Annotated in this window: 17 protein-coding genes, 1 tRNA gene and 2 riboswitches; of the genes, 5 read left to right on the top strand and 13 right to left on the bottom strand. The window is 61.6% G+C overall.

All coding sequences use genetic code 11. From position 1 onward, the window contains the following. The first annotated feature begins 19 nt into the window (after positions 1 to 19). Positions 20 to 1,303 (top strand): hypothetical protein, encoded by a 1,284-nt coding sequence (locus ACOCLD_RS16240; RefSeq protein WP_422909905.1) that lies wholly within the window; start codon positions 20 to 22, stop codon positions 1,301 to 1,303. After that, positions 1,303 to 2,304, top strand: coding sequence for a phage integrase (locus tag ACOCLD_RS16235; RefSeq protein WP_422909904.1), 1,002 nt, complete (start codon positions 1,303 to 1,305; stop codon positions 2,302 to 2,304). Before ACOCLD_RS16240 ends, ACOCLD_RS16235 begins: the two co-directional genes overlap by 1 nt. Positions 2,305 to 2,363: 59 nt before the next feature. On the opposite strand, the gene ACOCLD_RS16230 is transcribed toward ACOCLD_RS16235, so the two are convergent. From ACOCLD_RS16230 to ACOCLD_RS16175, 12 genes are all read right to left on the bottom strand, one after another. After that, positions 2,364 to 2,437, bottom strand: a tRNA-Gly gene (locus ACOCLD_RS16230). Between the two features lie 95 nt (positions 2,438 to 2,532). After that, positions 2,533 to 3,417 (bottom strand): alpha/beta fold hydrolase, encoded by an 885-nt coding sequence (locus ACOCLD_RS16225; protein ID WP_422909903.1) that lies wholly within the window; start codon positions 3,415 to 3,417, stop codon positions 2,533 to 2,535. A 379-nt stretch (positions 3,418 to 3,796) separates the two neighbouring features. Next, positions 3,797 to 4,489, bottom strand: a complete 693-nt coding sequence (locus tag ACOCLD_RS16220; RefSeq protein WP_422909902.1) for a pseudouridine synthase — start codon at positions 4,487 to 4,489, stop codon at positions 3,797 to 3,799. Between the two features lie 2 nt (positions 4,490 to 4,491). Further along, positions 4,492 to 4,707, bottom strand: a complete 216-nt coding sequence (locus tag ACOCLD_RS16215; protein ID WP_422909901.1) for a cysteine-rich CWC family protein — start codon at positions 4,705 to 4,707, stop codon at positions 4,492 to 4,494. After that, positions 4,704 to 6,176 carry a sensor domain-containing diguanylate cyclase gene (locus ACOCLD_RS16210; RefSeq protein WP_422909900.1) on the bottom strand — a complete coding sequence of 491 codons (1,473 nt, stop codon included), beginning with the start codon at positions 6,174 to 6,176 and terminating at the stop codon, positions 4,704 to 4,706. Before ACOCLD_RS16210 ends, ACOCLD_RS16215 begins: the two co-directional genes overlap by 4 nt. A 194-nt stretch (positions 6,177 to 6,370) precedes the next feature. Next, complete coding sequence (gene uca, locus ACOCLD_RS16205) at positions 6,371 to 10,048, bottom strand: urea carboxylase (RefSeq protein WP_422909899.1); 3,678 nt, start codon at positions 10,046 to 10,048, stop codon at positions 6,371 to 6,373. 234 nt (positions 10,049 to 10,282) lie between these two features. Next, positions 10,283 to 10,918 (bottom strand): urea amidolyase associated protein UAAP2, encoded by a 636-nt coding sequence (locus ACOCLD_RS16200; RefSeq protein ID WP_411175987.1) that lies wholly within the window; start codon positions 10,916 to 10,918, stop codon positions 10,283 to 10,285. 11 nt (positions 10,919 to 10,929) lie between these two features. Beyond that, complete coding sequence (locus ACOCLD_RS16195; protein ID WP_422909898.1) at positions 10,930 to 11,658, bottom strand: urea amidolyase associated protein UAAP1; 729 nt, start codon at positions 11,656 to 11,658, stop codon at positions 10,930 to 10,932. 9 nt (positions 11,659 to 11,667) lie between these two features. Beyond that, on the bottom strand, positions 11,668 to 12,462 hold the full coding sequence (locus ACOCLD_RS16190) for an ABC transporter ATP-binding protein (protein ID WP_422909897.1): 795 nt from the start codon (positions 12,460 to 12,462) through the stop codon (positions 11,668 to 11,670). After that, the gene (locus ACOCLD_RS16185) at positions 12,459 to 13,274 is read right to left on the bottom strand and encodes an ABC transporter permease (RefSeq protein WP_422909896.1); all 816 of its coding nucleotides are present in this window, start codon (positions 13,272 to 13,274) and stop codon (positions 12,459 to 12,461) included. Before ACOCLD_RS16185 ends, ACOCLD_RS16190 begins: the two co-directional genes overlap by 4 nt. Positions 13,275 to 13,333: 59 nt before the next feature. After that, positions 13,334 to 14,401: a putative urea ABC transporter substrate-binding protein gene (locus ACOCLD_RS16180; protein ID WP_422909895.1), complete on the bottom strand. Its 1,068-nt coding sequence runs from the start codon at positions 14,399 to 14,401 to the stop codon at positions 13,334 to 13,336. A gap of 66 nt (positions 14,402 to 14,467) precedes the next feature. Next, a riboswitch (guanidine-I (ykkC/yxkD leader) is annotated at positions 14,468 to 14,575 on the bottom strand. A gap of 299 nt (positions 14,576 to 14,874) precedes the next feature. After that, on the bottom strand, positions 14,875 to 15,951 hold the full coding sequence (locus ACOCLD_RS16175) for a putative urea ABC transporter substrate-binding protein (RefSeq protein WP_422909894.1): 1,077 nt from the start codon (positions 15,949 to 15,951) through the stop codon (positions 14,875 to 14,877). Positions 15,952 to 16,004: 53 nt separating this feature from the next. Beyond that, a riboswitch (guanidine-I (ykkC/yxkD leader) is annotated at positions 16,005 to 16,129 on the bottom strand. Positions 16,130 to 16,377: 248 nt separating this feature from the next. Between ACOCLD_RS16175 and ACOCLD_RS16170 the strand changes: the two genes are divergently transcribed. Next, positions 16,378 to 16,815, top strand: a complete 438-nt coding sequence (locus ACOCLD_RS16170) for a hypothetical protein (protein WP_422909893.1) — start codon at positions 16,378 to 16,380, stop codon at positions 16,813 to 16,815. Positions 16,816 to 16,828: 13 nt separating this feature from the next. Here the strand turns inward: ACOCLD_RS16170 and ACOCLD_RS16165 are convergent, their stop codons facing one another. Continuing rightward, positions 16,829 to 17,752: a LysR family transcriptional regulator gene (locus ACOCLD_RS16165; protein ID WP_422909892.1), complete on the bottom strand. Its 924-nt coding sequence runs from the start codon at positions 17,750 to 17,752 to the stop codon at positions 16,829 to 16,831. 96 nt (positions 17,753 to 17,848) lie between these two features. Between ACOCLD_RS16165 and ACOCLD_RS16160 the strand changes: the two genes are divergently transcribed. Together ACOCLD_RS16160 and ACOCLD_RS16155 are read left to right on the top strand one after the other, a co-directional pair. Next, positions 17,849 to 19,636 carry an alkyl/aryl-sulfatase gene (locus ACOCLD_RS16160; RefSeq protein WP_422909891.1) on the top strand — a complete coding sequence of 596 codons (1,788 nt, stop codon included), beginning with the start codon at positions 17,849 to 17,851 and terminating at the stop codon, positions 19,634 to 19,636. A 97-nt stretch (positions 19,637 to 19,733) separates the two neighbouring features. Continuing rightward, positions 19,734 to 19,985: a DUF1145 domain-containing protein gene (locus ACOCLD_RS16155; RefSeq protein ID WP_422909890.1), complete on the top strand. Its 252-nt coding sequence runs from the start codon at positions 19,734 to 19,736 to the stop codon at positions 19,983 to 19,985. The last annotated feature ends 159 nt before the right edge of the window (positions 19,986 to 20,144 follow it).

Below are 20,144 nucleotides of genomic sequence, written 5' to 3'. Positions count from 1 at the left end.
ATCCGCAATAGGTGACCAAATGGCAATCGTTAAAGACCATATGAGACTGAACGCAATCACGGCAGAAGAAGACAAGCGTGGACGTCTTTTTATCGATCCGGGCCATCACTCGTTTACTAACCTGTCTGGCGTTCGCCTGCTCCGCTGTGGCGTCGATACCGTGCGCCAGTTGTACCGGGGCATGATCCGCCCGGAAATCATGGCGCTATTCGACAACCCTGGTGTTTTGGTCGACTTCGCGGGTCACCGTTGGCATGCAGGCAGGGTAGGGCGTGACTCCGGGTATCAATACAAGCTGCAAAACGCTGATCTGGGCATCATCCTCTTGGTTAAGAACTTCAACGCCAAGCTGGAAAACATCGGCCCACACCTGAAAATCGAAGTGTCACCCCATGCAATCGACAGCCTGTCACCTGAGCGTCTGCAGGCCCGGTTAGATTTCTACGCCGCTCAGGTACTGAGTCACGTTGAAATCAATCAGTGTGCTGTGCACTTGGCCCTAGACCTCCAGGGCTGGACGCCTCCCGCCGATTTGGTGGCCCGCATGCACTGTAAGGCTCGCACCCATCGCGACATTTCGGGCATCAATGAAATCAACTGGACGACCAAATCCAGCACCTATGGGCGCGGTGAAACCTTCATGTTCGGTTCGGCCAGTGGCGTTCAACTCTGCATCTACAACAAAACCGAGCAAGCCCGAGCGACTGACAAACTCGACTATTGGGAAAGCGTTTGGAAGCGTCGCGACAGTTTCGACGATCAAGACCCCGACAACTACAACCCAGCCCAGGATGTTTGGCGGGTAGAGCTGCGCTATCACCATTCCATCATTCAGCAGTTTGCGAGCGGCTCCGTCGATCTGCACACCGGTCAGATTATCGATACGTCATCTTTTGAGGGCTTTGCAGCCCACCTAGACGGCCTGTGGCGCTATGGCCTGCGTCAATTCAAGTTGTTGAGCCGTCCTGGCTACTACGAGCCAATCTGGACGCTTATTCGTGATGACGTGCGGGTAGACCTTCCCGTTGATTCGCTGCTGGATGACACCGATTACAAGCGGTATTACAAAACCTCGCGCGGCTTCTCAGGTAAGAACGTGGAACTCTTCCTGGGAAACTTCGTAAGCCTGCTGGCACGGGAGCGAGTGGGCGCTAGACGAGCATTTCACACCCTCAAGGATTGGGACTGCTGGCCAGTAATTCGCGACCACTATGCCGCCAAGGGCATGGATGAAGATGCCTTGTATAAGCACATCAAGGGCATTCTTGAAGAACGTCATGTTCGGTGGGGCAGGGCTGTGTAATGGCGATTCATCAACAGCCTGACGGGCGCTGGAAGGTCGATGTAGAGCCGATCAAGGGTAAGCGTTTCCGCAAGACCTTCAAAACCAAAGGTGAGGCGTCGCGCTTTGAAGCAACCTGCAAGGCCAAGGTAATAGAAACGCCGGAGTGGGCACCCAAGCCAAAGGATCGCCGCAAGCTCTCCGAATTGGCCCAGCGCTATTACGATCTACACGGCCATACCCTGGCGGATTCGGTGAGGCTTAAACAGGTATTGGAAAAGCTGGTGCGCGAGCTGGGCGACCCTATAGCGGTCAAGTTCACTGCTGATCAGTTCTGCAGACTTCGTGGCCAGCATCTTGCGGACGGTATTCACGGCAAGACCCTGAACAATCGACTCGGCTACCTCAAGTCGCTGTTCAACGAACTCTATCGGCTTGGCGATATTGACTACCCAAACCCATTGGCCAAGGTTCGCCCGCTTCGCCTGCAGGAACGCCCGCTATCGTTCCTTTCTCAGGCCCAGGTAACCGAGCTGCTGCAGACTTTCGACACGTACCCGAACTGCGAACACTTGGCGCTGATTAGTCGCGTCTGTCTCGCTACTGGTGCGCGCTGGGGTGAGGCTCAAGGGCTTGCGCCTGAACGTGTGAAAAACGGCGCTGTGACCTTCGCCAATACCAAGTCGCGGCGGACTCGCACTATCCCGATTCATTCAGACCTTGAAAGGGCGTTGCTGGATTACTTCAAGGCCCATGGCCCGTTTCCGAACTGTATCCGGCATTTCAGCCGCGTCCTGGAATCGACCTCGATCAAGTTACCTGCAGGTCAGGCAACCCATGTGCTTCGACACACCTTCGCCAGTCACTTCGTCATTACGGGCGGCAACATCCTCACCCTGCAGAAGGTGCTTGGCCACTCCTCGGTCACCATGACCATGCGCTATGCACATCTGGCCCCGGATCACCTGCAGGACGCTTTGCGCCGCAATCCCATCTTCGACACTTTTTCGACACCGACTTAGGCCAGAAAGCAAAAAGCCCCGAAATCTGTAGAGAAATCAGGGCTTTAGAAACTGCGATTTGGAGCGGGTGATGGGAATCGAACCCACGGCTCTAGCTTGGGAAGCTAGGGTATTACCATTATACGACACCCGCAGCGGGTGCCTTTATACCGGAAGTCTTGGCCGAAATGAAGCCTGCAGCGCGGCTATCTGTGGATAGGCGCTGCAGGCTTGCGGCTTGCCGGCGCGTCATACGGCGATCGCGTGGTGCTGGTCGTGCTGCGGGCGGTAGCTAGAGTTGGTGCGTGCCGGGGCCTGCAGGAAGCCCAGCATCACCGCCTGACTCTGCAGCCAGGCCTTTTTGTGCTCCATATCGAGAAAGTGCCCGGCGTTGTCGATGGTGGCGAACTGGCAGTCACTCAGGTACTCGGCAAACAAGCGCACGTCATCTGGCGAAGTGTATTCGTCGTGCTCGCCGTTGATAAACAGCAGCGGTATGTCGATGGCCGCCAGGCAGTCCATCTGGCAGTGGTTGTCCATGTGTACCACCTGGTTTATGTGTGCGTGCATCTGCAGGTATTCGTGGTTGTCGAGGCTGCTGATATGGCGCTGGTTGTAGCGTTTGAACAGTGAGGGCAGGTACTTGCCGATGGTGCTGTTGACCAGTTGGCCGACATTCTCACCGTCGATGGCCTGTAGGTAGGTCATACCTTTTTCCAGGTAGTCGAGCATCGGCGCGTTAAGCAGCGGCGAGAAGGAGGTGATCACTGCCTTTTCGATACGCGCCGGGCGCTGCGCCAGAGCGAGCATGGCGGCTACGCCACCCCAGGAGAACGACAGCAGGTAGTCGACCTGAAACTGTTCAATCAGCTCCAGCAATATGGCGGTTTCATCTTCCTTGCTGATGGGCCGGCTGTGGCTGTTGTGCGGCTTGGACTGGCCGGCGTAGGGCTGATCGTAAAGCACCACATTGAACTGTGGTTGCAGGTATTTGATGGTTTGCGCAAAGGCGGCGGTGGTGGCCAGCGAGCCGTTGATCAGGATGATGGTCTTGCGCGCGCTGGGGTTGGCATAGAACTCCGTGTGAACCTTGAACGTCCTGTGTATATCGACGACAGCGATGGCTGGCTTCATGTCGTTTCCTCCTGGCGCATAAAAGTGACCATGGCCAACGACGGGCAATGCCGTTGAGCCGGGTGGTGTTGGGCAGTCAGGAAAGCGCCTGGACGTGACAGCACGATGTCAGGCTGGAGGATTTTATAAGTTATTTATTTTCAATCAGTTAGGGCTGAAATAGAGCATCCATCCACGACCTTTTGGCAGGTGTGGAGCGGCGTCTTTGACCAGGCAGGAACCCATTTCGCGCAGTGCGCAAGTAACCGATGGAGCGCTTAGATGTCTTTGGTGACTATTTGGTCACGTTAAGACTTGTGCTTCGATTTAAGCAGCCGCGTGGGGTGCTGACAAGCCTTAATTTGCCTTTTCTGCACAAAAACTGGGCGCAGCTCTGACGCTAGCAACTGGCGATTTCTGCCGGGCTGAGTGGTCGGTACTGGCCAGGAAGCAGCTCTGGGTCGAGTTGGATGGCGCCCATGCTGAGGCGGTGCAGGCCGATGACCTTGTTCTGGAAGTGGCCAAACATGCGCTTGACCTGGTGGTAGCGGCCTTCGTGCAGGGTCAGCAGGGCGCTGTGGCTATCGAGAATGACCAGCTCGGCGGGCAGGGTGGTGAGGTCTTCATAGGCGAAGTACAGGCCACGGGCGAACACCTCGATGTACTCGGGAGTGATCGGCTGTTCGGTCTCAACTCGGTAGACCTTGCCCAGGCGGCTTCGCGGCTCGGTGAGGCGACGTGACCATTGGCCGTCGTTGGTGATCAGCAGCAGGCCGCTGGTATTCAGGTCCAGGCGGCCGGCCAGGTGCAGGTCGGCTTTGTCCAGCTCGTCGAGTAAATCCAGCACGGTGCGGTGTTGCTCGTGCTCGGTGGCGCTGACCACGCCGATGGGTTTGTGCAGCATGAAATAGCGTTCAGCTTTGCCGGCCTGTAGCAGCTCGCTATCGACCTCGATACGGCTGAACTGGTTGACCTCGCACAGGCCATCGCAAACCACCGCGCCGTCCACTTGCACACGGCCGCTGGCCAGCAGTTGGCGGGCGGCTTGGCGATTGAATTGGGGCAGGTTGCTGAGAAAGCGGTCGAGGCGCATGGCTAGTCGTTTGCTGGCTGCGTCTCAGCTGGCAGGCCCTGCGCGCAGCGTGGGCACAGGCAGCTGCGGTTGCGCTGCTCGGGCGGCAGCTTGGCCAGCTGCTCGGCATCAAAGGTGGCGCTGAAACACCAGCATTCGCTTACCGGTGCGTCGGCGTCAGCCTGGGCGCACTGGTTAAGCTGCCCGCAGCAGGGGCAGCGGGTGGTATTAGTGCTCACGCGGTCTCTTCACACAGGCGGTTGCGACCGCTTTGTTTGGCCCGATAGAGGGCGCGGTCAGCGCGGGTAATCAGCTGCTCCAGCGACTCGCCAGCATGCAGTTGCGCCAGGCCGAGGCTGGTAGTGATTTGCAGGTCGCTGCCGTTGAAGCTGATGGTGTTGCGTTCGGTCTGCTGGCGGATTTTCTCGCCCAGTTCGCGGGCCTGATCGGGTGTGGTGTCCTTGAGCAGCAGGATAAATTCCTCGCCGCCCCAGCGGCAGATGATGTCGGATTGGCGTACCGCGTTCTGCAGGTTGCGGGCAAAGCAGCGCAGCACTTCATCACCGGCCATATGGCCCTGGCTGTCGTTGAGCTGCTTGAAGTTGTCCAGATCGAGCATCAGCGCGCACAGTGGGCTGGGGGTGCGTCGGGCTTCCTGCACGGCCTGGTTGGCCAGCAGGTCAAAGCCACGGCGGTTGGGCAGGTCGGTCAACTGATCGGTGGTGGCCAGGGCGCTGATACGCCGTTGATAGCGGCCCATCGCCAGGCTGACCAGGGTGATGACAATGCTGGTAATCACCAGGCAGATCAGCAGGTTCAGGTACAGCGACTTGCGGATGCCGGCTACCGCGCCATCTTCATGTTTGTCGACGAACAGGTACCAGTTCAGTTCGGGAATAAAGCGCACGTTGAGGAAGTGGTCGCGGCCATGTTCCTGATACTCGAAGTCGCCGCTTTGTGGGTGCGGCAGCTTGGCCATCAGCTGTTCCAGGCCCGGCAGTTCGCTCAGCGACTGGCCGACGCGCGCGCCCATCGGCCCGCCGTCGGCTCCAGTCAGCACCAGGCGGCCGGTGGTATCGACGAAGAATACGCTGCGGTTGTAGCGCTGCTGGTAGGTGTCGATCAGTTTGACCACTGCATCCACCGTCAGACCCACACCGGTGGCGCCGATAAAGCGCTGCTGGTAGTCGAATACCTTGTAGTTGATAAACACGGTCAGGCGGTCATCGTTGGCCATATCGACATCGACATTGATCTCGTAAGGCGCCTGCATATCGCGCACGCGGAAATACCAGTCATCGCGTGGTTCGGCTTCTTGTACCTGCTTGAGCACGCCCTTAGCCTGGTAATAGGTGTGGGTCTTTTCAGAGACGAAGAAGCTGGTGACCGTGGCGTAGTGCTCCTGCACCTCGCGCAGGTAGCGGGTGATCTGCTCGGCATCCTTTTCGCCGCCTAGCACCCAGTCGCGCACGTAGGTGTCCCGCGACATCATCGAGGAAATCAGGATGGGCCGAACCAGGTCTTTCTGGATTTCCGAGTAGACGTTATCCGAGGTCAGCGGCAACTCGGTGTTGATGATGCCGGCGCGGATTGAATCAAGGGCGGTGTAATAGCTGGCCAGGGAGGTGGCGAGGAAGCCACAGCCGAGCAGAACCAGCAGAAGCACAATCAAGGAACGTTGACGTGTCAGGGGCGAGGGCTGTGGCATGCAAGACTCTGCTGGCTAAATAATGGCCGCATTGTAGCGCTCGGCAACGGCCGGCGCTGCTGAAACATCGGACCTCGCCGATTGGTTGTCAAGCAGGGCGTCAGTCGTGTGGGAGGGGCTTTAACCGCGACGGTTGTTGCTGGGTTGACGCTGTCGCGGCTAAAGCCCTTCTCGCGTATATGCCGATTGATCCGTTAGCCCTCTTCCAGCACCACCACGCGCTGTCCTGCACGCACTGGCGAGCCGGGTTGTACGCGCACTTCGCGGACCACGCCGTCGCGCGGGGCGGTGAGGGGGATCTCCATCTTCATCGACTCGAGGATCACCAGTACGTCGCCGGCCTTCACTGCACTGCCTGCCTCGACCTGCACCTGCCAGAGGTTGCCAGCGATATGGCTGTCGATACTGTGCTGGCCGGCGCCGAGCGGGGCGTCCTCGCCCACATCCGGGCCGACTTCCTCGCTCTCGAAGTGCGCTTGACCGGATTCGATCCAGCGCTGGCGTTCGGCGTCGAAGGCGGCGCGTTGCTGGTTGCGGAAGGCGTCGATGCCTTCGGCTTCCTCGGCGAGGAAGTCCTGGTAGTCGGCCAGGGCCAGTTCGCTGTCTTCGATGCGTAGCTCATAGCGGCCGAGCGGGAAGTCGCGGCGGATCTGCAGCAGCTCGTCGGCACCCACCGGGTAGAAGCGGATCTGGTCGAAGAAGCGCAGCAGCCAGGGTTTGCCGTGGAAGGCTTTGAGGTCGCGGTAGCGGTTCCACATCTGCAAGGTGCGACCAACGAACTGGTAGCCGCCGGGGCCTTCCATGCCATACACGCACATATAGGCTCCGCCGATGCCCACCGAGTTCTCGGCGGTCCAGGTGCGCGCCGGATTGTACTTGGTGGTGACCAGGCGATGGCGCGGATCGAGCGGCGTGGCCACCGGCGCACCGAGGTAAACGTCGCCCAGGCCCATCACCAGATAGCTGGCCTCAAACACCGTTCTGTAGACCTCGTCGAGGTTGGGCAGGTCGTTGATGCGGCGGATAAATTCCAGGTTGCTTGGGCACCAGGGCGCGTCCTTCCGCACGGTGGTCATGTACTTGTCGATGGCCAGCTGGCAGGCCGGGTCATCCCAGGACAGCGGTAGATGCACGATGCGCGACGGCACGCGCAGGTTCTGTGCAGCGCACACGGCGTCCCATTCGCCGGCGACGATGCCGAGTAAATCGCTCAGGGCGAGGGTTTCCGGCTGGTAATGCACCTGCAGCGAGCGAATGCCCGGAGTGAGGTCGATCACGCCGCTAAGGTTCAATGCTTCCAGCGCCTGCATCAGTGCGTGACCACGGAAGCGCAACACCAGATCCAGCTCGGGTGCGCCGATTTCCAGCAGCAGATGGGTGTCGCCGGACAGGCGCGCGACCAGGCGTTTATCGGCTTCGCCGATATCGAGAACGATGGGGGAGGTGAGGGCTAAACTGCTCCCTCTCCCATTTATGGGAGAGGGTTGGGGAGAGGGGCTTTGGGCGTCGGTTGGAACAGCCCTCTCCCCCGGCCCCTCTCCCGCAAGCGGGAGAGGGGAGACAAGCGCGCATTCTTGCGTGATGGCTTTAGCCAATTGCCGTGCGACTTCAATACTGACCGGCGCAAAGCGCACCTTGTCGCCCGCCTTAAGCTGCCCCAGCTGCCACAGATCCGCCTCGATAATCGTTACCGGGCAAACAAAGCCGCCCAGGCTCGGGCCGTCTGGGCCGAGGATTACCGGCATATCACCGGTAAAGTCCACTGCGCCGATGGCATACGGGTTGTCATGGATATTCGACGGGTGCAGGCCGGCTTCGCCGCCGCTGTCGCGCACCCACTCCGGTTTCGGGCCGATCAGGCGTACGCCTGTGCGGCTGGAGTTGAAGTGCACTTCCCAGTCGGTGCTAAAGAAGGTTTCGATATAGGCTGGGGTGAAGTATTCCGGTGCGCCGTGCGGGCCGTAGATCACGCGGATTTCGCGCACGGCCGGCAGGGCCGTGCAGAGTGCGGCGGGCAGTTGCGCGCCGTTGTCCGCATTGCTCAATGCCGGGATATGCAGCACATCGCCGGCGCGCAGGGCACGGCCACCATGGCCGCCGAACTGGCCGAGGGTAAAGGTGCTTTTGCTGCCCAGATAATCCGGCACCTGCACACCGCCGCGCAGGCTTAGGTAGCTACGTGCCCCCGCGCCGGCAATGGTGCCCAGGCTCAGGGTACTGCCGGCCTTGATCAGCAGTGCGGTATTCAGGGGCTGCTCGATACCATCCACGCTTAGCGGAATCGCTGCACCAGTGACCGCTACCACGGCATCGGTGTTAAAGCGCAGAGTCGGGCCGCTCATGGTGATTTCCAGGCCGGCAGCACCTGCCTCGTTACCCAGCAGGCGATTGCCCAGACGCAGGGCTCGGCTGTCCATGGGGCCCGATGGCGGCACGCCGACGGCCCAGTAGCCGAGACGGCCGGGGAAGTCCTGCACGGTGGTCTGGGTGCCGGCGGACAGCACCTCGAAGGTGTTGGCCTGGTAGGTCAGGCCTTCCAGGCAGCGGGTCCAGGGATGGCCGTCGGCAAACGGCGCGTCGACCAGGATCTGCCGCAGGTATTGGCTGTTGGTTTCCACGCCGTACAGCAGGGTATCGGCCAGGGCCTGGTTGAGCGCGGCGCTGGCTTCCTCGCGGGTCGGCTTCCAGGTGATGACCTTGGCGATCATCGGGTCGAAGTAGGGCGGAATCTCGCAGCCGGCTTCGACCCAGGTGTCGATGCGCAGGCTCTTGCCGTCGGCCGCAGGGAATTGCACGGCAGTCAGCAGGCCGGGGCTCGGCTGGAAGTCGCGGCCCGGGTCTTCGGCGTACAGGCGCGCCTGGATGGCGTGGCCGCTGGGTTTCAGGCCCTGGGCCAGTTCGCTCAGCGGGGCCAGGTCGCCGGCCGCCAGCTCGATCATCCAGCGCACCAAGTCGACGCCCCATACCTGTTCGGTGACGCCATGTTCGACCTGCAGGCGGGTGTTCACTTCGAGGAAGTAGAAGCGCTCGGCCTCGCTGTCGTAGACGAACTCGACGGTGCCGGCGCTGCGGTAGCTGACCGCCTTGGCCAGCTTGATCGCCGCCGCGCACAGCTTTTCAGCCATGCCGGCCGGCAGGTTGGGTGCCGGGGTTTCTTCCAGCACCTTCTGGTTGCGCCGTTGCACCGAGCAGTCGCGTACGCCGAGAGCAAGGACTTCGCTGCGGCCGTCGCCAAATACCTGCACTTCCAGATGGCGGGCACGCTGGATGTACTTCTCGATAAATACGCCGCTGTCGCTGAAGTTGTTCTGCCCCAGGCGTTTGACGGCCTCGAAGGCGTCACTCAGCTCGGCGGCGCTGTTGCACACGCGCATGCCGATGCCGCCACCGCCGGCGGTGCTTTTCAGCATCACCGGGTAGCCGACTTGTTCGCCTGCGACCAACGCGGCATCGAGGTTTTCCAACAGTTCGGTGCCTTCGAGCATCGGCACGCCGTACTGTTTCGCGAGGGCGCGAGCGGTGTGCTTGAGGCCAAATACGCGCAGCTGCTCGGGCGTCGGGCCGACAAAGGCGATGCCGGCGGCCTCGCAGGCTTCGGCGAAGGCGGCGTTTTCGGAGAGGAAACCATAGCCGGGGTGGATGGCTTTCGCGCCGGTCTGCTTGGCGACGGCGAGGATCTTGTCGGCCACCAGGTAGGTACCGGCCGCAGGGCCTTCACCGAGGCTATGAGCCTCGTCGGCCTGCTGGATATGCAGGCTGGCGGCGTCGGCTTCGGAATACACGGCCACGCCTTTGACGTCGAGCTGACGCAGGGTGCGCAGGATGCGGCAGGCAATGGTGCCGCGGTTGGCGATCAGGAGTTTGTCGAACATCTGCTTGCCCTCGAAAGGGGGGGCGGGTCGTCCCGCGGTATTCGGTCTGCACCACGGTCGTCCGTGGTTGAAAGGCTTTTGCTTTGGGTAGGAGTCAGCTTGCTGGCGATCCGCGCTCTAGCGAGTCGGCTCGCTCCTACGGGTTTTGCGGTGGCTTGGGCTGCTGCTCCAGGCACTGCCCCGCGCGGCTCTGGCACAGGCGAAACAGCCAGCGTCGCAGCGCTTGCCAGCGTGTCAGTCCCATACCAACACCTCGGCCGGAGTCGGGTTGTAACCGTTGCAGGGGTTGTTCAGCTGCGGGCAGTTGGAGATCAGCACGATCACATCCATGTGTGCGATCAGCTCGACGTATTTGCCGGCGGCGGAGATGCCGTCTTCAAAGGTCAGGCCGCCTTCGGGGGTGACCGGCACGTTCATAAAGAAGTTGATATTGGCGCTGATGTCGGCCTTGTTCAGGCGGCCGTCGTGCAGGCTGGCGCGCAGGAAGTTGTCGCGGCAGCTGTGCATATAGCGCTTGTCCAGGGCGTAGCGCACGGTGTTGCTCTCCTGGGCGCAGGCGCCGCCGAGGGTGTCGTGGCGCCCGCAGGTGTCGGCGCTGATGGTCAGCATCGGCTGGCCCAGGTTGGAATACAGCACGCTGCCGGTGGTCAGGTACACGCGGTTTTGTTTGCGCAGGGTGCGTTGCACGTCATAGCGCTCGCGCGGGTTGCGCGCCGAATAGAACAGCGTATCGACCGCTTGATTGCCTTCCAGGTCAAGCAGGCGCAGGGTCTGCCCGGCTTTTACTTCGCAGAGAAAGGGTTCGCCAGCGGCGATGGTGGCGCGGTACACCGCCGCTTCCGGGTGCTTGTCGCTTGAGATAAGAGTCATGCTGGCCGGCCTCAGATATACAGACGTTCGGTGTTGTGGAAGCCCCGGGCGTTTTCCGGGCGCGAGGTGCGGCACAGCACGCTGATGCCATCGCTTGCCACCTTGTGCCAGCTCAGTTGCAGCGGCTTGGGTGCATACACCGGGTTGGGGTCCATGGGGTGTTGCAGGGCGGTGAGCACCACCAGGGTGTCCATCGGCGCGTACAGCTCGATGTAGTCGCCGGCCTTGGAATTGCCCGGCTGGAAGTGGAAGCAGCCGTCGCTATCGACCGTGATCTTGCTGAACAGGTTGAGGCACATCAGCAGGTCTTGCAGATTGAGGTTCCACTTGCCCATTTCCACCAGCAGGTTGTCCACACCGTTGCGGAAGAAGCCGTTGCGCAGTTCCTGGTAGCTGCCGGCACCGTATTTCTCTTTCACTTCATCGGCGTTGAGTACGCCGCCGAAGCTGTCATGCCAGCCGCAGGTATCGGCGGTAATGGCGGCGAGAACGCGGCCCATATCCGAATACAGGCAGTGGCCGGCGGTGAGCTTGGCGGTGTGCTGGCATTTGAGGCTGTCCGGCAGATTCAGCCGTTCGCTTTTCTCCGCAGCATTGAGCAGCAGCAGGCTGGCGTTGGCGCCGCCTTCGAGGTCGGTGATGCGCAGCAGCTGGCCGCGCTTGAGGACAAAGGAGGTGTGCCCGCCGCCGGGAACGAGTTCCTCGTAGAGGGTGGGGCGCAGGCTTAATGAGGTGGTCATCGGGTGCTCCTACAGGGCCGGTTGCAGGTTGCCGGCGATATGCGCTGGCAACGCTTCGACGGCGGCGCGGGTGGCGCGACGGTCGCTGTTGAGGGGGATGTCGTAGGTGATACGCGCACCGAAGGCGTTCGGCGCATGCGGGTCAATGCGGGTTTTGTCGAACACCAGCAGGCGGGTGCCGAGGCTGAAGCCTTCGCTAAGGTCATGGGTGACCATAAACACGGTCAGTTTGGTTTCGTGCCACAGCTCCAGCAGCAGACTGTGCATATCCTTGCGAATGCCTGGGTCGAGGGCGCCGAACGGCTCATCGAGCAGCAAGACGCGTGGTTGCATGATCAGCGCCTGGGCAATCGCCAGGCGTTGCTGCATGCCGCCGGAGAGCTGGCTGGGGTACTTGTCGAGGGCGTGGCCGAGGCCGACTTTCTGCAGAATCACTGCCGCCTGTCCGCGGGCTTCGCGCTTGGCGGCGCCGAACAGGCGGCCGAGCAGCGGCGAGCGGGGCAGTTCCAGGCCGATGGCGACGTTGTCCAGCACACTCAGATGTGGGAACACCGAGTAGCGCTGAAATACCACGCCCCGGCTGCTATCGGGCTCGGCAGCCAGCGGCTCGCCACCGAGCAGAATCTCGCCCCGGCTGGCGCGCTCCTGACCGAGCAGCAGGCGTAGAAAGGTCGATTTACCGCAGCCAGATGCACCGACCAGGGTGCAGAACTCGCCTTCGTTGATGCTCAGGTTCAGACGCTCTAAAACCACCTGGTCGCCGTATTCCTGCCAGACGTTTTTCACCTCGATAAAGGCGCTCATGCTTTCGCTCCCTCGTACCAGGGGAAGCACAGGCGAGTGGTCTGGCGCAGGCCCAGGTCCATCAGCCAGGCGAGCAGGGTGATCCACACTACGTAGGGCAGGATCACGTCCATGGCCATATAGCGACGTACCAGAAAGATGCGGTAGCCGAGGCCATCGGTGGAGGCGATGGCTTCGGCGGCAATCAGAAACAACCAGGCCGAGCCGAGTACCAGACGCAGGGCGATCAGCAGGCGCGGCAGCAGTTGCGGCAGTACAACGCGCAGGATCAGGGTCCAGGTGTTGGCGCCCAGGGTTTGCGCCTTTATCAGGATTTCTTGAGGAATTTCGCGGGCGCGCTGTTCCAGATCGCGGGCCAGGATCGGTGTGATGCCGATGACGATCAGCATCACCTTGGACAGCTCGCCAAGGCCGAAGACGATAAACAGGATCGGCAGAATCGCCAGCGGCGGCACCATCGACAACACCGTGAGCAACGGTGACAACGGTGCGCCGAACAGCGGGATGATGCCGGCGGCAATCCCCAGGCACAAACCGGCGAGAGCGGCGATGCCAATGCCCATGCCCAGGCGCTTGAGGCTGGCGGCGCTGTCCTGCCAGAACAGGTAGTTGCCGCTGCGCTTGTCCTCGGTAAACGCCAGGCGATCAACCGCTGCGGCCATCTGGCTGGCGCTGGGCAGCAGTTTGTCGTTGGGGTTGTCAGCCAGGCGCTGCGCCGAGCCTGCAAAATAGGCAAACAGCAGCAGGGCGAAGGGCAGCAGGATCAGCAGCAGGCGACCGCTGCGATCCGGGTGGCGGTTGATCAGACGCATGGGGCTATCTCATGGGTGAACGAGAGCTATGTAGGGTGCGCACGGCGCACCCTACGGCGTCAGAGTTTTCCGTCAGCCGCCATCTGCATATAGCTCGGGTCAAAGCGCAGCTTGAGGTTGCCCTTGTCGCCGGTGACGATGCCTTTGGCGAAGCTCATGCCGATGGCATCAGCGCTTTCTGCACCTTCGCCGAGCAAGCCGTGGCCGAAGGAGAACTCCGCGACCTTGGTCATGGTGGCCGGCAGTTTCGGGCTGGTGGCGAAGGCCACGGCGTCCTTGGCCGAATAGAACATCTTGGTCGCCGCCAGTTGTGCGTCATAGCCGGCCAGGTCGGTGCCGGAGGCCTTGGCCATATGCTCGCGCGCGGCCAGGCCGGCCGGGGTGTCGGCACTCATGGTGGCCATGATTTCGTACCAGGCGCCGGTCAGTGCTTTGCCGAAGGCCGGGTTGTCCTTGAGGGTGTCGCTGTTGACCACCATCAGGTCGATGATTTCACCGGGAATCTGGCTGGAGTCGAACACCTTGGTCACATTCGGCGTGGCTTCGATCTCGGCCAGCAGCGGGTTCCAGGTGGTCACGGCGGTGACGTCGCTGGTGGCGAAGGCCGCGACCATATCGGCGTCGGAGGTATTGACCACTTTCAGGTCTTTCTCGCTGAGGCCGGCTTTTTCCAGGCCGCGGGCCAGCAGGTAGTGGGACACGGAGAGTTCAACCAGGTTGACGTTCTGGCCCTTGAGGTCGCCCAGGGTCTTCTTCTCGCCCTTGAGCACGACGCCGTCGTTGCCGTTGGAGAAGTCGCCGATGATCAGCGCGGTGCTGTCCACGCCGCCGGCGGCGGGGATGGTCAGGGCATCCATATTGGTCATGGTGCAGCCGTCGAACTGGCCTGCGCTGTACTGGTTGATCGACTCGACGTAATCGTTGATCTGCACCACATCGATGTTGATGTCGTACTTTTTCGCCCATTTGTCGACGATGCCTTCTGCGGCGCCGTATTCCCAGGGCATCCAGCCGGCGTAGATGGTCCAGCAGACGCTGAAGTCGGTTTTCGGCGCGGCGTGGCTATTGAGGCTGATGGCGGCGGCCAGGCCGGCGGCGAGTACTGAACACAGACGGGTCTTACGCATGGTGGAGCCTCCAGTTCGAGAAAGACGGGCAGGAGTGCGCGGCGGTTTCCCCACGGGTGGGGCGCGTTCTCCCGGGCTTTTATCCCGCCGTGTAACCTCGAAGGAGGTCGCCAACTCTCGGACCAGTCACCCGTATTCATCGGAACGCGGATCGGAACCCTAGTCAGCTATTGCAAGTTGTGGTGCCGCGATCCCGCCACAGCGGGTTGTTCCTGCACGAGTTAGGTACTGCGAACATCGTGCCAGCTTGAACTAGCCCGCTGGCACGGGGTTTCTGCTGACACCAGGCCTGGCTTGTGCGCCCTGGCGGTGCGCAATGCAGCGGCTGTGCTGCATTGCGGGGCGTCTGCTAAATGAGCATTACTCGTTTCACTCGCCTTCTGGGCCGCGCTAAAGCGCGTTAGCCGCAAGCGGCTTGCCGAGCCTGTTTTTAACGCAGCAGAGCTGACGCGCAGCAGATCGTAGACTGTTTCTCAAAGTTGCTTGTCTGCGGCCATTTGCATATAGCGGCCATCGAAGCGCAGCAGGATGTTGTCGGCATTGCCCAGGCTGCGCTCACCGCTGAAGGCGATGCCGAGCTTGTCCAGGCCCTTGCCGTCGTGGCCGAGCAGCTTCTGCTGGTCGGCGAACTGGGCGACCCGTTGCATCAGCTCGGGCATCTTGTTGGCGCGGGCAAAGGCAAGGGCGTAACGCGGCGAGTAGAACGAGCGTAGGGTGTCCAGTTGCTGGCTGAAATCCTCCGGCGTGGTGCCGGCGGCGCTGGCCATTTTCGCCCGTGCTGCGCGCCCGGCATCGGTGGGCATGCCCATCAGTCGCTGGGTTTCGAACCAGGCGCCGGTCAGCGCTTTGCCTAGTTCCGGGTGGGCGGCGAGGACTTTGCTGTTGACCACAGTGAGGTCGACGATCTCGCCGGGAATCAGGTTGGAGCTGAATACCTGGCTGACCTGGGCCTGCTGTTTGATCTTGGCCAGGATCGGGTTCCAGGTGATCACCGCATCGCCCTGGCCGGCGAGAAAGGCCTCGGCAATCTGCGTGTCGGAGACGTGCTGGATGGTCACATCCTCAGGCTTGAGCAACGCCCATTCCAGGGCGCGGCTGAGCAGGTAGTGCGACACCGAGTTTTCCACCAGCAGCACGGTCTTGCCCTTGAGATCCTTCAGGGTCAGGCCCGGGCCGCGTAGCAGGATGGCATCCGCACCGTTGGAGAAATCGCCGATGATCAGTGCGGTGGAATCCACGCCCGCCGCAGCCGGGATGGTCAGCGCATCCATATTGGTCATCGAGCAGGCATCGAACTCGCCGGTGCTGTAGCGTTCAATCGAGCCGACGTAATCCGGCACCTCGCTGATCTCGACGCGGATACCGTACTTTTCGGCCCATTTCTGCATGATCCCTTCGCTGGCGGCATAGCCCCAGGGCATCCAGCCGGCAAAGATCGACCAGCACAGCTTGAAGGTTTTCGGTTCAGTGGCGGCATGGGCCGGTTGCAACAGCAGGCTGGCCAGCAGGCAGCTGCAGGTAAGGCGGGCGAGCAGGGTACGTAGGGGCATGGTTACCTCGGGTCAGTCAGCGGGAACAGGAAAGCGGACAGCTGTGCTGTGCGTTCTCCCGGGCTTTTATCCCGCCGTGTAACCCCATGGCCTGAGCCGTTACTTGAGGTCGTCGACTCTCGGACCGGACACCCACCGCAGTACGCTGCGGTGAATCGGAACCCTAGTCGACCATTGCCAATTGTCAGGCTGCAAGCGACTTGCTGCCGTACGCATTTCCTTGATGCTGCCTGGCTTAAGCGAGGACTGTGCCAGGTTGGCCTGTGTAGCCGAAACGAAGGCGCTATCGGTGCTGAAATAATTTGTCATGAAATCTGCCGTGCACACGCTGCGCACTGGCGAGGGGCTGGTGTTGTCTGATCAGTTGGGAGCCATCCCTGGCAGCGACAGCAGTTGTTGCCGTACCTGCGGTCGAAGGAGGCCGCCATGTCCTATAAATCCATGCTGTTGGCGCTGTTGTTTGTCTCGTTAAGCGGTTGTGCGGTCTACGGCGGCGGCAGTGGCTATGGCCACCGTGGTTATGACCGGCACTATTCGACCACCTATTACCAAGTGCAGCGCTACCCGGTCTATGTGGTGCCGCAGCAGCGTTATCCGGCCTACCGCCATGACGGGCGGCGCCACGAACATTACCGTCAGCCCCCGCGCTATTACGTGCCGGCGCCACCCCCGCGGCATTACCAACCGCATAGCTATCAGAAGCGCCACGACTACCGCGCCGTGCAGCCGCGTGCCGGCTGGGATAACCGCCCGCGGGAGTACTCTCGCGAGCGCTCGCAACACCGTCAGGAGCGTTACGACGGCCGCCATGGTGGCGAACAGCGGCGTGATGAACGGCGCGGCTGGGAGCGTCAGCGTAACTGATGGCATACGCCAGTCAGTTAGACGTATCCACCACCTGCTGGCCGAAGATGCGCTCTTCGGCCAGGATTTCCTCACGAATGACCTCGGCTGCCGGCGACAGACTATGCCCGGCGCGGCTGATCAAGGCGTAGGCCGATTGCTCGGTCAGTACGCCGTCGGCCAGGGGTAAACGCGCCAGGCGACCGGCCTGCACATCCTCCGCCACCACATCCCAAGGCGCCATGCTCAGCACGTCGCTGTCGGCCACCAGGGCTTTGAGCACCATAAAGTTGTCGCATTGAATGCTCAGCGGCTGCTCGCGCCCGCTGAGTGCGCTAAGGCTGCGCGCCACCGCCAGTGGCAGCTGGGTGCCTGCCAGCGGGTAATCGAGTAGATCGTGCATGCGCAGCGTTGTATGGGCCAGCAGTGGATGGCCGGGGCGACAGAACAGCACTCCGTTGTGGCGCTGCAGTGGTTCGATGCACAGCAGTGGGTCATCGAGCAGTTCACGGCTGTCGGCGACAAACAGCTCTAGGGCGTCATCCAGCAGACTGCTGCGCAGTTCCAGCCAGTTGCCGATCTGCAGGTTGACCCGCACCCGTGGGTAGCGCAGCGCCATGCGACCCACCGCCCGTGGCACCAGTCGTGCGGCCGGGTAGGGGCCGGCGCCCAGGCGCAGTTCACCGGTTTCTAGATTACCCAGCTGGCTGACGGCGTTTTTCAGCGCCTGGCTGCCCGCCAGCAGGCGCTGTGCATGTTCCAGCACCAGTTGGCCGTGGGTGGTCAGGCTGATACCGCGGCTATGGCGGTCGACTAGGTTGCAGCCGAGGCTGGCTTCCAGCGCCTGGATGCTGCGACTGAGCGCGGGTTGGCTGAGGTGCACGGCTTCGGCGGCACGGGCGAAATGGCCGTGTTCGGCAAGGGCGACAAAATGGCGAAGCTGACGAAGATCGTTCATGCGCTGATTGCATCATTTATTGATTTGGAATGCATTGGAATTATTGCTGTCGCTTGGCCACTCTGCCAATACCGCCAATAACAATGAGCGACTCGCATGTTTTTACTGAATCGAACTGCCGCCGTGCTGCTGAGCCTGGCATTACCCCTGGCCGGTCAGGCCGCGTTGCCCGAAGAACAGATCCGCCCGTCGATCAATCCGGAGCTGGCCGAGCACACCAAGCACTTCGCGCAGAAGGTCTACCAGGTGGCCGGCAACGTTTATTCCGCTGTCGGCTGGCAGCTGGGCAACGTGGCGATGATCGAGGCGCCGGAAGGGCTGATCATCATCGACACCGGCGAGTCGGTCAGCGAGTCGCGCAAGATCATGGCCGAGTTCCGCAAGATCAGCGACAAGCCGGTCAAGGCGGTTGTCTACACCCACTTCCACCCGGACCACATCAACGGCGTGAAGGCCTTCGTCACGGAAGAGCAGGTGCGCAATGGCGAGGTGCAGATCATCGCTCACGACACCCTGCTGGCCAATGTGGTGGCCCAGGGCGCGCTGGTCGGGCCGATTCTCTCGGTGCGTTCCGGCTACAGCTTCGGTGCGGCGCTGCCGGCCAGTGACCATGAACAGATGAACGCCGGGATAGGCCCGCTGGCCAAGGCAGAGGCGTCGACCTTTATCGCGCCGACCCTGACCTTCAAGGACAAGCTCGATACGCGCATCGCCGGCCTGGACCTGCAGTTTCTGCATGTGCCCAGCGAAGCGCCGGACGAGATCATCGTCTACCTGCCGGATAACCGCGTGCTGATCAGCGCCGAGGTGGAGCAGGGGCCAACCCTGCCGAATATCCACACCCTGCGCGGCACCAAGTTCCGCGACCCGGTGGTGTGGGTCGAAAGCCTGGACAAGCTGCGCGCCTATCAGGCCGAGCACATGGTGCCGCTGCATGGCCGCCCGGTCAGTGGCCAGGACAAGGTCGAGGAAGTGTTGCGAATGACCCGCGACGGCATCGCCTATATCCATGATCAGACCGTGCGCTGGATGAACAAGGGCCTGACCCCGGACGAGCTGGTCGAGAAGGTCAAACTGCCACCGCACCTGGCCGGCTACACGCCTTACCTGCGCGAGTACTACGGCACGGTGAAACACAGCGTGCGGCAGATCTACAACGGCTACCTGGGCTGGTTCCAGGGTGACCCGGTGGCGCTTGATCCGCTGCCGCCCAAAGATAAAGCCGAGCGTCTGATTGCCTTGATGGGCGGTCGGGAAAAACTGCTGCTGGCCGCCGGCGAGGCTTACCTCAAGGGTGATTACCAATGGGCTGCCGAACTGTCCAGCTACGCCATTCAGGTGGACAACGAGGACACGCTGGCCCGCGATATCAAGGCCCGCAGCTTCCGCAAGCTGGGTTACGCCAGCATGAACATCAACTGGCGTAACTGGTACCTGATGAGCGCTATGGAGCTGGAAGGCAAGCTGGCTGGTGAGGATGTGCAGCAGATGGCCGTGAGCATGCGCAGCGCGTTTCTCTCGGCGGACATGCTGAAGACCTTCCCGGCGCGGATCTTCCTGCAGAACTGGATTACCCGCGTCGACCCGGACAAGGCCAATGATGTGCAGCTGACCCTGGGTTTCAGCTTCCCGGATATTGGTGAGCAGTGGGCACTGGAAGTGCGCCGTGGCGTCGTGCAGTTGCATCAGGGCATCCCGGAGGGCACCACGCTCAAGCTGACCCTCGACAAGACCTACCTGGACACCGTGATGAGCGGCGAGAACGGCCTGCTCAAGGGTGCGCTACTGGGGGATGTAAAAGTCGACGGCAATCTGCTGGATATCAAGACTTTCCTCGGCTGCTTTGACTTCGGTGATACGCCGATTGCCCTGACCCTGCGTTAAGTGTTGCTGCGTCACTCGACCCGACCAAAGTGCGGACTCACTTGAGGCGTTATCAGGGCAGACTGCTCAGGTTTTTCACCTGATTAAGGAGTGCTTCATGCCTGTTCTGATATTCGCTAAGGGCGCACTGGCCACATTCTGGTTGCTGGCGCTGCTCAACCTGATCTATCCCATGGGTGAGGGCTGGCACCTGGCGGTCAATCTGATTGCCGGGGGTATGCTGCTGGCGCATCTCGGCGAGATGCTGCTGTTCAACGCGCGCCTGGTTGGCCAGCCGCAGCTCTGGTTGCAGCGTCTGCAAGTGCTGCTGTTCGGGTTTATCCATCTGCGTGGTCTGCCCCGCGCCTAAGTTCCACCTTCGTTGTGCGGTCGCTTGCCTGCAACAGGCAATGCGACCGCCATCGCAACCCTCTCGATCCCCTCCGCTGAATTGCCCACGCAGGTGCTGTGGACATTGTGTTTTGTGCCTGCGCCACGCACCATGGCGGGCGTCGTGCCGCAAGGCAGC

Origin of the sequence: Pseudomonas cimarronensis, from assembly GCF_049331905.1 — a bacterium.
In the GTDB taxonomy this organism is placed as follows: domain Bacteria; phylum Pseudomonadota; class Gammaproteobacteria; order Pseudomonadales; family Pseudomonadaceae; genus Aquipseudomonas.
The sequence above is the reverse complement of the archived record's forward strand: the minus strand, read 5'-3'. Positions and strand labels throughout refer to the sequence as shown.